Raw genomic sequence first — 14,826 nt, forward strand, 5'->3', positions numbered from 1 at the left:
AACATGGCTGAGATCATCTGGGAAGAGCCCTTCTGCGCCGAGGGCAACAACTGCTTCCGCATAGGCACCGACGCCGAAGGCAACGCCTACATCGCCGTCGCCGGGCAGGAGGAGCGCTACCTCAGCGACAGCCGGGACGCGTTGCGGGCGCTGGTGCGGGACATCAAGGCCGGCAAGGTGGATCACCTGCTCTGACGGTACGTCAGCTCCCTGACCTCGGGAACGTCACCTCCACCCGGCGGTTCTTCTTGCGGCCGTCCTCCGTGGAGTTGTCGGCGATCGGGTACTGCTCGGCGTAGCCGCGTACGTCGAAGATGATGTTCGGGTCGTTCAGATCGTCGTCCAGGACCGCCTGTACGGCGTTGGCGCGCTGCTTGGACAGGACGACGCCGTGGGCGTGAGTGCCGAGGTTGTCCGTGAAGCCGAAGACGCGTACCTGGGTCGCGTTCTGTTTCTTGATCTCGTCGGCGATCGCGGCGATCCGGGCCTTCGCGTCGGCGTTCAGCTTCGCGCTGTCCTTGGCGAACAGCACCTCGGCCTGCAGCGCGAAGGTCACTTCGGTGTTGGTGTCCTCCCGGCGCTCGTCCCCGGACTGGTCCTCGACGACCGACTTGATGTCGAGGACCTTGGGGGCGGCGAGGGTGGCGCCCTCGGGGAGCTTGAGGTCGGGGTCGTTGGGGTCGATCTTTACCGGGGCGGAGGCCGACGTGTCGGTCCCCGGGGGGACGCTGGGGTCGTCGTCGGCGTGAGTGGCCGTGGCACCGACGATGTTGGCGGCGACCATGAGGGCGGCCGCCGTGAAGACCAAGGGGAGGCGTGGAGTGGTGGTCACGGTGGGCCTCACCCGGAGATCTTGATCGTGGAGGTGGCGAAGCCCGGCAGCTGGAAGTCCACGTCGGTCGTGCTCGTCGGCGGCGAGGGGAACTGCATGAAGACCGGAAGGGACTGTCCCGCCTTCAGGGCCGGCAGACCCGTTGTGGTCAGAGGCCGTCCGTCCGTGTCCCGCAGGACGTAGTAGCGCTTCTTGCCCGCGGAGTCCACGAGGGTCGCCCCGCCAAGCGAACTTCCGTTCTTGATGATCTCGGTCTCGTTGCCACTCAGGTTCGACGGGATGATGGCGGTGTCGGCCCCGTCGTTCTTGAGCGTTCCGTTCACTGTGACGAATCCACCGGAGTCCCGAGTGACCGAAGTGATCTGCAGGAGCAGGCTGTTCGGGCCCTTCAGTTCGGCCAAGGGCTGGCTGGACTGCCCTTCCTGAGCACTCGGCTGGGACCCGCCGCTCTTGGAGGCGGATGCCGAGGTCTGCGGCTTCTTGCCGTCGTCGCCTCCACCACCGCCGCAACCGGACGCACCCAGGGCCAGTCCGGCCACAACGGTGAACGCGACCATCCCCCTGCGGGCCCTCGCAGTGAACCGAATGCTCATCACTCTGCTTCCTTCTTCACTCGTCGTTCGCTTGTGACTCGGCCAGGTGGACGTCGAAAAGATCCTGAGGCTTGGGCAGACCCGTGGGGTCGTCCGGATTCAGGTCCCAGTTCTTGTCCTTGCAGGTGAGCTCAGGCAACGGGGCGCCCGCGGCAGCCTCACCGGGCAACTCGAACGTGCAGAGGGGTTCGATCACGGCGGTGGCCTGGGCATCGGACTTCATGTTCTCGGTGCCTGGTACGACGGACTGCCCAACAGTCTTGTTGGTCGTGACCCCGACCGTGTAACTCAGCACGTCGTGCTGGCAGGATTCCAAGCTGGCGTCGTTCTGCGCGGCCAGTTGACCAGCGCGGCCGCATCCGTCGACTGCCCCGACACCCTTGAAGATGTCCCCCCACTTGGTGGGGTCGAGGATGTCCAGAGTCCACTGGCCCGCGAGTTGGTCGCGGGTCTGCTGAGCCGCCGCCAGCGCCGCCGCGTCGGCCGCGGTCTGGGCACCGTTCCGGTTCACCGCGGCCTGGCCGACCGCGAAGTAGGCGAACGCGAGAAAGAGCAGACCCGCCACCACCATGATGTAGATGGGGAAGGCCTGCCCTGTGTCGCCGAATTTGCGCGAAGGCATCAGGTGATCTTGGCGATCTGCGCCTTGATCGCGTCGAGAATCGCCTGCCCGATGTCCGTGCCCGTGATCGCCAGCACGATCGCCACAACCACCGCGATGATCCCCAGATACTCCACCGCGGTCTGCCCCTTGTCGGCGGCGCGACGCTGCATGGCCTCGACCGTCGTGTTCTTCCAGCCATTCACACGCACCTTGGCCGCCACGGCCTTCTTCAGCATCAGGTCGCTCATGGTGGTCCCCTCCGGGTTCGCTTCCGACGCCGGAACCGTACGGCGCGGCACCCCGTTCGCCCCAGGGCCCCAGGGCCCAATCGCGGGCCCAATCCCGGACCCAGACGCTCCCCCATCCCGGCACGGCCGCTCACCCCAGCCCTCGGCCCGAACCGGGCGCCGTGCCGAGCCACTTGGCCGCCGCCTCGGCCCGGCTGGTGCTGTGGAGCTTGGCGAAGATGCGGTTGATGTGGTTCTTGACCGTCTTCTCGCTGATGAAGCACGTGGCGGCGATCTGCTGGTTGGTCATGCCGGACGCGATGAGGTCCATGATCTCCGCCTCCCTCGTGCTGAGTTGGTAGCGCTTCCTCAACTGTGCCACAGATGGTTGCGTTTGCGAAGTGGTTTGGGGGTAATCGCTGCGCTGCAAGGGGAGTGAGGGTGTGTCAGCGTATGCAGTCGCACTCCCTAAGCCCTCCGGAAGCGGCTCACCCGGCGCCCGGCGCGTCTCGCGCAGTTGCGCCAGCAGCGCTCCCGTCGCCGTCGCCGTGAGGTGGGGGCGGCCCTGTCTGATGTCCCGTACGGCCGACACCAGTTCTTCCGCCGTGAACTCGCCGTGGACCAGGTAACCCACCGCTCCCCGGCGCAGCGCCTCCTGGACGATCTCCGACTCCCTGCTGTACGTGAGCATCACGACCGGCGCCAACGGCACCAGGTACGGAAGGGCCGAGATGCCGTCCACGCCGGGCATCCGGACGTCCAGGAGGACGATGTCGGGGCGGTGCTGACGGGCCGCCTCGTAGGCCTCGCGGCCGTCCGCCGCCTCCGCCACGACCGTGATGTCCTCGCGGCCGGAGAGCAGGGCGGTCAGGCCCGCGCGGACCACGGGGTTGTCGTCCGCCACCACCACCTTGAGCGGTGCGGCGGCCGAGTGGACCTGGAACGGGTTCGGCGGCGGCTGCGCGGAACCGGGGTGGGGGTAGGCCTGTTCCGGCATCGGCGGCCTCCTCTCGTGGGCGTGGGGGGACGTGGGCTGCGTGCTCATGCGGTCCGTGCGGTCGGCGCGGTCGGTGCCGTCCGTTCGGTCCGTTCGGTCTGGTCCGTCCGTCCGGTCCCGTCCGTCCGTTCGGTGACTGTCGTCAGGGCCGACAGCGGGAGTTCCAGGCGGACCTCCGTGCCCGTGAGGTGGCCGCCGCGGCCGATGCGGATGCGGGCGCCCACCGAGGCGGCCCGCTCGACCATGCCGACCAGGCCGAAGTGGCCCGCGCGGCGCAGCTGTTCGAGGGTCGTACCGGGTGGGAGGCCCTTGCCGTCGTCGTACACGCTGATGCGCAGCAGGCCGTCGTGGACGCCCGCGTTGACCTCCACCCGGGTCGGGTCGGCGTGGCGGTGGGCGTTCTCCATGGCCTCCGTGGCGATGGTGAGGAGTTGGCGGGCGACGGCGGGCGGGACGGGCGGGACGGCGTGTTCGCCGATCGGGCGGTAGGCCGCGCGCAGGCCGGTGCGGGTGCTGAAGTCGCGGGTGCGGGCGGCCAGTTCGACCAGGACGTCCGTGCCGTGGTCGGGGTCGTTCTCGCGGCGCAGGTCGGTGAGGAGTTCGCGGGCCTCGGACGCGGCGCGGCGGGCCGAGCGGGACACGAGTTCCGCCTGTTGTCTGACCAGGGCCGGGTCCATGCGTTCGGCGCCGGCCGAGCCGGCCAGGCCGTCGGCGGCGAGGGCCACGCCGTGCAGGGTCTTGGCGACCGAGTCGTGCATCTCGCGGGCCAGCCGGGCGCGTTCGGCGCTGACCGCCTCGGTGACCGCCAGCCGGGCCTGGACCTTGGTCAGGGCCTGGGTCGCCGAGCCGAAGCGGAGCATCAGGCCGCGCAGGGAGGAGCCGACCGCGCCCGCGATCACGCAGAGGCCGGGCAGCAGCAGGGACTCGGCCAGGTTGCCGTGCAGGTCCTTCCTCGTCGCGTAGACCATCAGCAGGATCAGCGACTGCAGCGAGGCGAAGCAGGCCGCGCCGCGCCAGCTGTAGACGATGCCGGCCAGCAGCGGGGTGCAGACGCCGACGTAGGCGAGGGTCGTGTCGGGGCCCGCGGAGACCAGGAGCAGGAAGCCGAAGAGGGTGTCCACGACGAGCAGGGACGGGTGGCGCAGCAGGAGCGGGCCGAAGCGCTCCCAGTCGCGGAAGAGGACGTACGAGCCCATGAACGTGACGACGACGGCGGCGCCGACGAGGCGGGTCGCGAGGCCGGGGGACGCGTTGAGCAGGGCCGCCGGGGCCGCGAGGCTGATCATGGCCAGACGGAAGCCGAAGACCTGACGGCACATGGCCTGGAGGGCGTTGACCTGGATGGGCAGCGTCGGGGCCTCGGGGGTCTTGCGGCGGCGGCCTTCGGTGGCGGGGGTGGATACCTCTTCGACCGGTTCCGTCGTCGTCCGCGGCTCGCGGTCCGCGCGGGTCGCCTGGCGGGGCACGCCCGGCAGGGGGGGCGCGTCCGCCGGAGCCCATCCCGGCGGCAGCGCGGGGGTCACCGAGGTGACCGGGATGTCGGGCGCGCCCGTGCGCACGTGGTCCGGCAGGACCGTGCCGGCCGGCGGGGTGGTGATCTCCGGCGTCCTCGGCCGGCGCCACAGCAGCCCGGTGGCCTCCCTCGTCGTCGCCATGTCCGCGCCCTCCCCCGCTACTTGCCCGTGATCGTGCCGAAGTCGGTGCCCGAGCCCAGCAGCAGACCCGCGCCGAGCAGGAGCAGGGTGGCCGGCACCATGAACGTGGTGATCATCAGCGTGGCCCTCGGCACGGCACGCGCGGCCTTGCGACGGGCGTTCTGGGCGTCCGTACGGCGCATGTCCTTGGTCAGGGAGACCAGGGTGTCGACGATCGGGGCGCCCAGTTCCTCGCCCTGCTGCAGCGCCGTCACGAACATCGCGACCTGTTCGGAGTCGTTGCGGCGGCGCAGTTCGGCGAAGGCCTGGCGGCGGCTCATGCCGAGGTCCATCTGGCGCAGGGTGATGCGGAGTTCGTCCGCCCAGGGGCCCTCGTAGCGGGAGGCGACCCGGTCCAGGGCCTGGCGGAAGCCGAGGCCCGCGCTGACGACGACGGCGAGCACGTCCAGGAAGTCGGGCAGGGTCCGCTCGATGACGTCCTTGCGGATGCGGATCGCGGCCCAGATGCCGACCTCCGTCCAGAACGCGCCGAAGGCGAGCAGGAGGAGGGCCACGAAGTACTGGCCCCGCATGAGGAAGACCAGGAAGCCGACGGCGCCGAGGAAGCCGTAGACCGCGCGGCGGGCCGCGTAGCGGTCGATGGTCAGGCCGCCGGGGTTGCCCGCGAGGTCGATCCTGCGGCGGTACCTGGCGACCAGGGTGGGGCCCATCAGGCGCAGGACGGCGGGCGCATACCGCATGCCGAGCCGGTCGATGAGCGAGTCGACCGCGCCGGTGCGGGTGGCGCCCACCTCCAGGGCGAGCACCAGGTCGCCGGGCAGCTTGGCCTCCGCGCGGTACATGCGGATCCCGGCGAAGATGCCCCAGACACTCAGGCCCATGACGGCCGCGAGCAGAAGTGCCATCGTTTCCCTCCTCTCGGCGGAGACGTGTCGGTCGTGTCAGACATCGATGCGGGACATACGGCGGATGAGGACGAAGCCGACGGCGTAGAGCGCGAAGGCGATGATCACGCAGGCCTGGCCGACGGGTGATCCGGTCATCCGGTCCAGGGCGCCGTCCTTGACCCCGTTCATGAGGAACAGGGCGCCCACGCCGAGGGCGGGGACGGCGTAGGAGGTCATGGTGACCTGGGAGAGCTGGGTGCGGATCTCGCGCCGGGTCTCCTTGCGTTCCTCCAGTGTCTCCGTGAGGTTGCGCAGGGCGCCGACGACCTGGCCGCCGGCCCGGTTGGACAGCACCAGCGTGGTGACGAGGACGACCAGTTCGCGTGAGGGCAGCCGGTCGGCGAGGTCGCCGAGCGCCTCGTCCATGGACTGGCCGATCGCCAACTGGTCGGCTACCTTGCCCAGTTCCTCGCCGGCCGGTGCCTCCAGCTCCTCCGCGGCCATCCCGATCGCGGTCCGCAGGGCCAGTCCGGCCTGGGTGGCGTTGGCCAGGATGCGGGCGAGTTCGGGGAGTTGGTTGATGAACTTCTCGATGCGTTTCTGTCGCTGCCAGTTGAGGAACTGCACGGCCACGCCGACGCCGAGCAGCCCGGCGAGCGGGCCGAAGAAGGGGGCGAGGGAGGCCTGGCCGATGAGCCAGAGGGCGGCGACGGTGGCGAGCATGTAGGCGAAGAACTCGCCGGGGGTGACGTCGAGGCCGGTGGCGGCGAGCCGCAGTTCCAGCTTCTTGCCGAGCCCGGTGCGGCGCAGCCGGCGGTCGAGGGTGCGGAAGCGGCGGGTGCGGCCGCCGGCCGTGATCTGGCCGGTGTGCGCGAGCCGTTCGACCAGCGCGGCCCGTTCGGCCCTGCCGGTGGCGTAGGTGTGGACGCCCACGACGGCCAGGACGCAGGTCAGCAGGGTGATGCCGGTGGTGAGGGTGACGAGGTTCTGCAGATCCATGGACGGCACCTACCTGGCTTCTCGGGTGGCTAGCTGTGCTGCGGACTGGGCGACGCCGAAGGCCTGTGGGACGGGCTGGTTGGCCATGTAGAGGCGGTCGGCGGTGCGGCGGGTGAGCGGGAAGTGCTGGAAGGCGCCGTAGATCCGGCCGTCCGGGGCCATGGGCTGGGCGTTGAAGCGGGCCACGGTGGCGAGGCGGTACGGCTCCCCGCCGTGGCTGTCGAGCAGGGCGATCTCGGTGACGCGGCGGGCGCCGTCGGCGAAGCGGGTGAGCTGGATGATGACGTCGACGGCGCTGTTGATCTGGTCGTGCAGGGCGACGAAGGGGACTTCGACGTCGGACATGGAGGCGAGGGTCTGCAGGCGCATCAGCGCGTCCTCGGCGCTGTTGGCGTGCACGGTGGCGAGCGAGCCGTCGTGGCCCGTCGACATCGCCTGGAGCATGTCGAGGGACTCGCCGCCGCGGACCTCACCGACGACGATGCGGTCGGGCCGCATCCGCAGGGAGTTGCGGACCAGGTCGCGGATGGTGATCTGGCCCTTGCCCTCGACGTTCGGGGGGCGGGACTCCAGCCGGATGACGTGGGACTGCTGGAGCTGGAGTTCGGCGGAGTCCTCGATGGTGATGATGCGTTCGCCCTCCGGGATCAGGCCGGAGAGGGCGTTGAGGAGGGTCGTCTTTCCGGTGCCGGTGGCGCCGGAGACGATGATGTTGAACTTCGCCTGGACCAGGCCCGCGAGCAGGAACAGGATGTGCTCGTCGAGCGAGCCGAAGCCGATCATCTCCTGCAGCGTGAAGGAGCGGGGGAAGCGGCGGATGGTGAGGGTCGCGCCGGTCAGGGACAGCGGCGGGATGATCACGTTGACGCGCTCTCCGGAGGGCAGGCGGGCGTCGACCATCGGGTTGGACTCGTCGACCCGCCGGTTGACCGTGGAGACGATGCGTTCGATGGTCTGCATCAGCTGGTCGTGGGAGGCGAAGCGGATCGGCAGCTGCTCCACCCGGCCGCCCCGTTCGACGAAGATCGCGTCCGGCCCGTTCACCATGATCTCGGTGATGGACGCGTCTTCGAGGAGCGGCTCCAGGATGCCGAGGCCCAGTGCCTCGTCGACCACCCGCCGGATCAGCTGGGAGCGTTCCACGGTGGAGAGCACGGGGCCCTCGCGGCTGATGATGTGCCCGAGGACGCGCTCTAGACGGGCGCGGCGTTCGGCGGCGGCGAGCGAGGACATCTCCGCGAGGTCGATCTCCTCCAGGAGCTTGGCCCGGTACGAGGCGACCAGGTGGCCGTCCTCGCCCCGATGACCGTTCTCCTCGGGGGAGTTGATACGTGCCCGCAGGCTCATGGTGCGTGCTCCTCGCGTGCCTCAGTGGTCGAGCGGCATGGTGGCGGTCTTGCTGGCCTCGTAGTTCCCCAGTCCGGGGAAGAGCTTCGGGATGTTCACGGACGCGGTCACGGTCACCGAGTCGCTCCCCACCGCGGGGGAACACCGCACCGTCAGCCGGCTGCTGACGGCGTCCGCGCAGGCCGCGCCCGCGTCCTGCCGCAGCGAGGCGGCGCGGGCGCCGGCCCGGGCCGCGGTGCCGGCCTGCTGGGCGGCGTAGGCGACGAGGCCGAGCTGGATGCCGGCGAGGGCGACGAGCAGCAGCACCGGGATGAACCCGAGGTACTCGATGGCCACTTGGCCCCGGTCGCGAGGTTTCCGGTCGTACGGCATCTCAGTCCTTCACCTCCTCCACCGCGCCGGCGTGGCCGTGCACGGTGATGGGGACGGAGACCGCGCCCGGGAAGAGCAGGGGGACCCGTATGGAGACGTCCGCGGTCACGAAGCCGGTGCCGCCGCACTGGTCCACCGTGGTCCCTCCCCGCCAGGACGCCGAGAGGTCCTTCAGCGCCGCCTGCTCGCACACGCCGAAGCGCGCCCCCCGGGGAGCGGCGGTCGCCGCCCGTACCCCCTCGTCCGCAGCATTCCCCGCGAGCGTGTACGCGTATCCCACGAGCACGAGCTGCCACAGCACCACCAGCGTCACGATGATCAGCGGGGTCATGCCGAGGAACTCGATGGCGACCTGACCGCTGTCCCCTCTCCGCACGGCCCCGGGTCTCCTCATCCCCCGCCCTCCCTACGGCGCCGGAAGCTCACCGCGCCCCGGTCGCCCCGGAACCGCCCGCCGCCCCGGTGAGCCGCCTCGGCCGCCTTGACCAGCCCCAGCTCCCCGGCCAGCGACCACAGCGCCTGCTTGACCGCGCCCCGGCTGTCCAGTTCATGGACCCGGCCCGCGTCCACCGCGCCCTGCAGCTCCTTGAAGTTGGCCGGGATCACGGTCCCCGCCACCGCGGTGCCGGTGATCTTCTGGATCAGCTGCGGCTGGATCTCGGTGGCCCGGCTGTGCCGGTTGACGACCACGGTCGTCTCCTCGGCCTTGCGGATCTGCAGCCGGTCCCACATCCGTACCGCCCGCTTGGCACCGCGGACGGCGACGACGTCCGGGGTGGTGACGAGCAGGGCCAGGTCCGCCATCTCGACGGCCGCCGCGCCCGCCCCGCTCAGCTGCGCCCCGCAGTCGATGACCACGATCTCGTACCGCGAGCGCAGCGCGCTGACGATCTGCCGCGCGCCCCGGTCCGTGACCTCCTCGCCCCGCTCGCCCTCGCCCGGCGCGAGGAGCAGGGCGATGCCCGTGTCGTGCCGGTAGACGGCGTCGGCCAGCACCCGGGGCGAGATGTCCGTGATGGCGGCCAGGTCGACGACCGAGCGGCGGAACTGGACGTCGAGGTAGGACGCCACGTCCCCGGTCTGCAGATCCATGTCGACCAGGGCCGTGCTCCGGCCCGAGGCCTGGGCCGCCAGCGCCAGTTGGATCGAGGTCAGGGTGGCTCCCACCCCGCCCTTGGCGCCGCTGACGGTGACCACGGTGCCGCCGACGCCGGTGAACACGTCGCCGCCGGAGCCCAGATGGCGCCGTACGCCCACCGACCACTGGGCGACCGCCTGGACGCGGCTCGCCAACTCCTCGTAGCTCAGCGGGAGGGCGACCAGCCCGCGTGCGCCGTAGTCCATCGCGGCCTGGAAGAGCCCGGGGCTCGCGTCCGAGGTGACGAGGATGACGCCCACCGCCGGGAAGCGCAGGGCCACTTCGCGGATGAGTTCCAGGGCGGGGACGGGGCCGATGCGCTCGTGGACGACCACGACCTCGGGGAGCTCGTCGATGGACTCGGCGGCCAGCCGGGCCAGGGTGTCGACGAGCTGGGTGGAGTCGACGACCGGGGCCACCGGCTCGGCGTCCGGGAGCTGGCTGAGCAGTGTCGTGATGGAACGGACCGCGTCCGCGTCCCCGACTGCCGGGAGGATCCTGGTGGGCATGGGGGCCTCTCACTTGTCCTTCGCGAGCTGGTACGTCCGGTCCTTGTCGGGGACCGTGGTGCTGCCGCCCGGCGCCACCAGGGCGAGCCGGACCCGCTGGGCGAACGACTCGGCGTAGGTGATGCGCTGGGCGTCGAGGGTGGAGAGGGCGAAGGTGATGGGGACCTCGTCGGTGGGCTGCTGGTTGTTCTTGTCGCTCGCGGAGGGGTCCAGCGCCTTGATCTCCCCCACGTCCAGCACCTTCGCGTTTGTTACGATGATCTTGGACTGGGCGGGATCACCCTCCCGTTGGCCCGCGAAGGTGGCGTACACGTTGACCGTCGAACCAGGCGTGATCTTGCCCGCCACACCGGTCGCCGCGTCGATCATGATGGCGACCTCCTGCTGACCCGGCTGCAGGGCGGGCTGGTCGACGATCATGTCGCTCTGCAGCAGGGACCCGGACCGCAGCGTGGTGACGGCGATCTTGCCCCGGACGGCGTCGAGATCGGTGACCGCGTTGTGCGACAGCCACCGTTTGGGCATCTTGATCTTCTCGAACTGGCCGGCGGTCAGCTGGGTGTACGGCGCGATGTTGTCCTTCACCTGGTACGCGGTGACCTCGGGGCCGACCTTGGACTTCACGTCGCTGATGACGGACAGGACGCCGGCGAACGCGCCGAGGGCGCACAGGACCGACAGGAGCAGGAGGAGCACGCCGCGGCGCTGACGGGAGTTCATGTGCCGTACAACCTCATGGGGGTATCGGTCGAGCGGAATGGGATCGGGCGGGCTGTGCGGGGGCGTTCGGGACTCACCCGGCCGGGAGCTGGTTCTCCAGCAGCGGTGGCGTGGCGGAGCAGAACACGCAGCGGTCGCCGATGACGTCGATGCCGCACCAGTGGCAGCTGCTCTGCCGGACGGACGTCACCAGCTGGTAGAGGACGGAGAGGTCGGGGAGGAAGGCGGCGAACTCGACCAGCTTGTTCGTCCCCCACCAGGTCGCCGACTCGGCGGGCGGGACGGTCTCCCTGAGCCCCTGCACGTTCCACTGCTTGGCCAGCGTCGCGCTCACCCAGTCGGACTGGAGCTGGCCCTTGCCGACCAGCATCCAGGTGCCGAACTCCGGTCCCGCCAGGGCGGCCGCGGGGCCGAGCTTCACCAACTGCGGCTCGGGATGGGCGAGGACGGCGAAGTGGCTGCCGGGCACCCAGGACTTGGCGTGGGACCTCAGGCCCACGGGGACGCGGTCCAGGCGGGCCACGGAGCCGAGCAGCGCGCCCGCGTGGATGTAGTGGGTGAGCAGCCGGCCCGCGGAGGCCAGGACGCCCGGGGAGAGGTCGCAGGACGCCAGCTGCCGTAACTGCCGTGCCAGCACGGCCAGTCCGAGCGGGGGCAGATCGGGGCGGAACAGGGCGATACGGTCGCTCTCCAGGAGGGAGCGGATGGTGTGCAGCCGGCGTTCCACTGCGGGTGGTTCGGCGCGCGAGGACACGACGACGAGGTGCCCGTGCTGGTCGACGAGGGCCTGGACGGCGGACAGCGCCTGGTCGAGCGGCTGTCGGTCCAGGTCCGGCAGGACGGCGGCGGGCAGGGTCCGTTCGTCCAGCGGCGGCAGCGCCATGTCGGCACTGGTCACGGCAATGGCAGTTGGCACGCGCAGCTCCCCGTGTTACGCCGTCGGCCCACCGGGGCGGGGTTACTCCGGTACACCGATATGACTTCACTGCGTGACTACCTCAGCACTGTATCCACGCCTCTGTGACCGGAGAACAGCGTTTCTGTAGCTGATGGGCAACTGCCGTTTCGCAAGACACGTCAAAACGGGGCAGGTTGAGCATCTTGCCGACGCCGAGGCGGTCCGGCGCCGGACGGTCGAGTTGGTCTGGACCTCTTGACAGCGAGATTGGTCTGGACCAACTTGTTGTCATGTCCCCACTGAGACGATCGACACGGCTCTGGTCCTCAGCCGTCACCGCCGCCCTCGCCCTGTCCCTCGCGGGCGCGGGCCAGGCGTCCGCAGCGGACGTCAACAACGCCAAGAACGCCGGTTTCGAGTCCGGCCTGAGCAACTGGACCTGTTCCGCCGGCAGCGGTACGACGGTCTCCTCCCCGGTGCACGGCGGCTCGGCCGCGCTGAAGGCGACGCCGGCCGGGCAGGACGACGCGCAGTGCGCCCAGACCGTGGCCGTGAAACCGAATTCGACGTACTCGCTCAGCGCCTGGGTGCAGGGCGGCTACGCCTTCCTGGGCGTCACCGGCACGGGCACGACCGACGTGTCGACCTGGACGCCGGACTCGTCCTCGTGGAAGCAGCTGACGACGAGCTTCACGACGGGCGCGGCCACCACGTCCGTCACGGTCTACACCCACGGCTGGTACGGACAGGCGGCCTACTACGCCGACGACGTCTCCGTCTACGGCCCGGACGGCGGCGGGGGCGGCGACCCGGCCCCGACGGTCCCGGCGACGCCGGCCGGCCTCGCGGTGTCGGGTACGACGTCCTCGTCGGTGTCGCTGTCCTGGAACGCGGTCTCGGGCGCCACCGGCTACAACGTCTACCGCGACGGCACGAAGGTGACCGCGGTGACCGGAGCCTCGGCGACCGTGACCGGGCTCGCGGCCGCCACCTCGTACTCCTTCCAGGTCACCGCGACCAACTCGGCGGGCGAGTCGGCGAAGTCGGCGGCGGTCACGGGCACGACGGCCACCAGCGGCACGGGCGGGGGCACCTCGCTGCCCAGGCACGCGGTGACCGGGTACTGGCAGAACTTCAACAACGGCGCCACGGTCCAGAGGATCTCGGACGTCTCCGCCCAGTACGACATCATCGCGGTGGCGTTCGCGGACGCGACGTCCACGCCGGGTGCGGTGAGCTTCACGCTCGACTCGGCGGGGCTCGGCGGGTACACCGTCGACCAGTTCAAGGCGGACATCGCGGCGAAGCACGCGGCCGGCAAGAAGGTGGTCATCTCCGTCGGCGGGCAGAACGGCACGGTGTCGGTGAGCGACTCCGCCTCGGCGACGAACTTCGCCAACTCGGTGTACTCGCTGATGCAGACCTACGGCTTCGACGGCGTCGACATCGACCTGGAGAACGGCCTCAACCCGACGTACATGTCCCAGGCGCTGCGGTCCCTGTCGGCGAAGGCCGGTTCGTCCCTCGTCATCACCATGGCCCCGCAGACCATCGACATGCAGTCGACGTCGGCCGGCTACTTCCAGACCGCGCTCAACGTCAAGGACATCCTGACGGTCGTCAACACCCAGTACTACAACAGCGGTTCCATGCTGGGCTGCGACGGCAAGGTCTACTCGCAGGGCTCGGTGGACTTCCTCACCGCGCTCGCCTGCATCCAGCTGGAGGGCGGCCTCTCCCCGTCCCAGGTGGGCCTGGGCCTGCCCGCCTCGACCAGCGCCGCGGGCAGCGGCTATGTCTCCCCGACGGTCGTGAACAACGCCCTCGACTGCCTCACGAAGGGCACGAACTGCGGCTCCTTCAAGCCGTCGAAGACGTACCCCGACCTACGGGGCGCGATGACCTGGTCCACCAACTGGGACGCCGCCGCGGGCGGTTCGTGGTCGGGCTCGGTGGGCCCGCATGTCCACGCGCTGCCGTAGGGGCCGGGATCAGCCCATGGGGCGGTAGTACCCGAGCACGAAGGCCAGTTGTGCGAACCACTCCTGGACCCGCTCCCGGCGTTTCGCGTCGACGGCACATTCGTAGAACGTGCCGTCGACGTGGATCACGGCGACCATGAGGGTCTTTCCGGAGGGCCCGGCCTTGTAGTGGACGCTCCGGATCTCGTGCCAGCCGAAGTCGACGGACAGACCGTGGTCGTCGAAGGCGACACCGGCGGAATCGACCAGGACCGAGTAGTCGCGGTCGACCGCCAGGAACTCCGGTGCGGGCGGCGGCGGTTGCCGGGAGAAGGCGTGCGGCGGCGGGGGCGGGCCGAAGCCGGGTGGGGGCGGTGGACTCGGTGGGCTGGTCATGCGGCCTCCGTCGCGAGGGGCGGTCACGGTGATCGAGCGGGCGGTGCACCTTATCGATTTCGTGTGAAACATTTCCGCGGTGCCACCGCATCAATGAAGTGAGAGCGGCACCGGGGCAGGGGGAAGACGTATGAGACAGGCACGTGCGGACGAGTACGCCGAGTTCGCGGCCGCCCGCGCCGGGCATCTGTACCGCTCCGCCTGTCTGCTGACCGCCGGGGACACGCATCTCGCCGAGGACCTGGTGCAGGAGACCCTCGGCCGGCTCTACGTCAGATGGGGACGGGTGTCCCGGGTGGGCAACCCCGCGGGGTACGCCCAGACCGTGCTCACCCGGACCTTCCTCGCCCACCAGCGGCGGCGCAGCAGCACCGAGCAGGCCACCGACACCCTGCCCGAGCTGCCCGACGGCGCCCCCGACGGGGACCCCTCGCTGCGGCTGACGCTGCTGGAGGCGCTCGCCCGGCTGGCCGCCAAGGACCGGGCCGTGGTCGTCCTGCGGTACTGGGAGGACCGTTCCGTCGAGGAGACCGCCGACGTCATGAACGCCAGCTCGGCCGCCGTACGGACACGCTGCGTGCGGGCGCTCGGGCGGCTGCGGGAGCTGCTCGGCGAGGACCTCGGCGAGTACGCGCGCCCCTGACCCGCCTCACCCCAGCCCACCCACCTCACTTCAACCCTCAGCGAAACG

At 70.4% G+C, this 14,826-nt stretch carries 18 protein-coding genes; 3 read left to right on the top strand and 15 right to left on the bottom strand.

What is annotated here, in order from left to right; genetic code table 11:
* Window positions 1-3 precede the first annotated feature (3 nt).
* Window positions 4-195, top strand: a complete 192-nt coding sequence (locus MKW14_RS13995) for a hypothetical protein (RefSeq protein ID WP_240862706.1) — start codon at window positions 4-6, stop codon at window positions 193-195.
* A gap of 7 nt (window positions 196-202) precedes the next feature.
* Here the strand turns inward: MKW14_RS13995 and MKW14_RS14000 are convergent, their stop codons facing one another.
* The 14 genes from MKW14_RS14000 to MKW14_RS14065 all read right to left on the bottom strand — a co-directional run bounded on the left by MKW14_RS14000 (window position 203) and on the right by MKW14_RS14065 (window position 11,763).
* A complete protein-coding gene (locus MKW14_RS14000; protein WP_240862708.1) occupies window positions 203-832 on the bottom strand; it encodes an OmpA family protein in 630 nt (209 codons plus the stop codon).
* Window positions 833-840: 8 nt separating this feature from the next.
* Window positions 841-1,425: a hypothetical protein gene (locus MKW14_RS14005; RefSeq protein WP_240862711.1), complete on the bottom strand. Its 585-nt coding sequence runs from the start codon at window positions 1,423-1,425 to the stop codon at window positions 841-843.
* A 16-nt stretch (window positions 1,426-1,441) separates the two neighbouring features.
* Entirely contained in the window at window positions 1,442-2,047 is a 606-nt protein-coding gene (locus MKW14_RS14010) for a pilus assembly protein TadG-related protein (protein WP_240862713.1), read from the bottom strand.
* Window positions 2,047-2,277: a hypothetical protein gene (locus tag MKW14_RS14015; protein ID WP_240862715.1), complete on the bottom strand. Its 231-nt coding sequence runs from the start codon at window positions 2,275-2,277 to the stop codon at window positions 2,047-2,049. Before MKW14_RS14015 ends, MKW14_RS14010 begins: the two co-directional genes overlap by 1 nt.
* 130 nt (window positions 2,278-2,407) lie before the next feature.
* Window positions 2,408-3,253, bottom strand: a complete 846-nt coding sequence (locus MKW14_RS14020) for a response regulator (RefSeq protein ID WP_240862717.1) — start codon at window positions 3,251-3,253, stop codon at window positions 2,408-2,410.
* A gap of 44 nt (window positions 3,254-3,297) precedes the next feature.
* The gene (locus MKW14_RS14025) at window positions 3,298-4,908 is read right to left on the bottom strand and encodes a sensor histidine kinase (protein WP_240862719.1); all 1,611 of its coding nucleotides are present in this window, start codon (window positions 4,906-4,908) and stop codon (window positions 3,298-3,300) included.
* Window positions 4,909-4,925: 17 nt separating this feature from the next.
* Complete coding sequence (locus tag MKW14_RS14030) at window positions 4,926-5,813, bottom strand: DUF5936 domain-containing protein (RefSeq protein ID WP_240862722.1); 888 nt, start codon at window positions 5,811-5,813, stop codon at window positions 4,926-4,928.
* A gap of 36 nt (window positions 5,814-5,849) precedes the next feature.
* Window positions 5,850-6,794, bottom strand: coding sequence for a type II secretion system F family protein (locus MKW14_RS14035; RefSeq protein ID WP_240862724.1), 945 nt, complete (start codon window positions 6,792-6,794; stop codon window positions 5,850-5,852).
* Between the two features lie 9 nt (window positions 6,795-6,803).
* A complete protein-coding gene (locus MKW14_RS14040) occupies window positions 6,804-8,141 on the bottom strand; it encodes a TadA family conjugal transfer-associated ATPase (RefSeq protein WP_240862726.1) in 1,338 nt (445 codons plus the stop codon).
* Window positions 8,142-8,162: 21 nt separating this feature from the next.
* Window positions 8,163-8,513: a TadE/TadG family type IV pilus assembly protein gene (locus tag MKW14_RS14045; RefSeq protein ID WP_240862728.1), complete on the bottom strand. Its 351-nt coding sequence runs from the start codon at window positions 8,511-8,513 to the stop codon at window positions 8,163-8,165.
* Between the two features lies 1 nt (window position 8,514).
* The gene (locus tag MKW14_RS14050) at window positions 8,515-8,907 is read right to left on the bottom strand and encodes a TadE/TadG family type IV pilus assembly protein (protein ID WP_240862729.1); all 393 of its coding nucleotides are present in this window, start codon (window positions 8,905-8,907) and stop codon (window positions 8,515-8,517) included.
* The gene (locus tag MKW14_RS14055) at window positions 8,904-10,160 is read right to left on the bottom strand and encodes a CpaE/TadZ family protein (protein WP_240862731.1); all 1,257 of its coding nucleotides are present in this window, start codon (window positions 10,158-10,160) and stop codon (window positions 8,904-8,906) included. Before MKW14_RS14055 ends, MKW14_RS14050 begins: the two co-directional genes overlap by 4 nt.
* 9 nt (window positions 10,161-10,169) lie before the next feature.
* Window positions 10,170-10,880 carry a Flp pilus assembly protein CpaB gene (gene cpaB, locus MKW14_RS14060; protein ID WP_240862733.1) on the bottom strand — a complete coding sequence of 237 codons (711 nt, stop codon included), beginning with the start codon at window positions 10,878-10,880 and terminating at the stop codon, window positions 10,170-10,172.
* A 73-nt stretch (window positions 10,881-10,953) separates the two neighbouring features.
* Window positions 10,954-11,763, bottom strand: coding sequence for a hypothetical protein (locus MKW14_RS14065; RefSeq protein WP_240862867.1), 810 nt, complete (start codon window positions 11,761-11,763; stop codon window positions 10,954-10,956).
* A gap of 305 nt (window positions 11,764-12,068) precedes the next feature.
* Here MKW14_RS14065 and MKW14_RS14070 point away from each other — a divergent pair, with 305 nt between their 5' ends.
* Window positions 12,069-13,760 (top strand): chitinase, encoded by a 1,692-nt coding sequence (locus tag MKW14_RS14070; protein ID WP_240862735.1) that lies wholly within the window; start codon window positions 12,069-12,071, stop codon window positions 13,758-13,760.
* A gap of 9 nt (window positions 13,761-13,769) precedes the next feature.
* Here the strand turns inward: MKW14_RS14070 and MKW14_RS14075 are convergent, their stop codons facing one another.
* Window positions 13,770-14,135 (bottom strand): hypothetical protein, encoded by a 366-nt coding sequence (locus tag MKW14_RS14075; protein WP_240862737.1) that lies wholly within the window; start codon window positions 14,133-14,135, stop codon window positions 13,770-13,772.
* A gap of 130 nt (window positions 14,136-14,265) precedes the next feature.
* Between MKW14_RS14075 and MKW14_RS14080 the strand changes: the two genes are divergently transcribed.
* Window positions 14,266-14,778: a SigE family RNA polymerase sigma factor gene (locus MKW14_RS14080; RefSeq protein ID WP_240862738.1), complete on the top strand. Its 513-nt coding sequence runs from the start codon at window positions 14,266-14,268 to the stop codon at window positions 14,776-14,778.
* Window positions 14,779-14,826: the final 48 nt, after the last annotated feature.

Source organism: Streptomyces gilvus (genome assembly GCF_022513565.1).
GTDB lineage: Bacteria > Actinomycetota > Actinomycetes > Streptomycetales > Streptomycetaceae > Streptomyces > Streptomyces gilvus.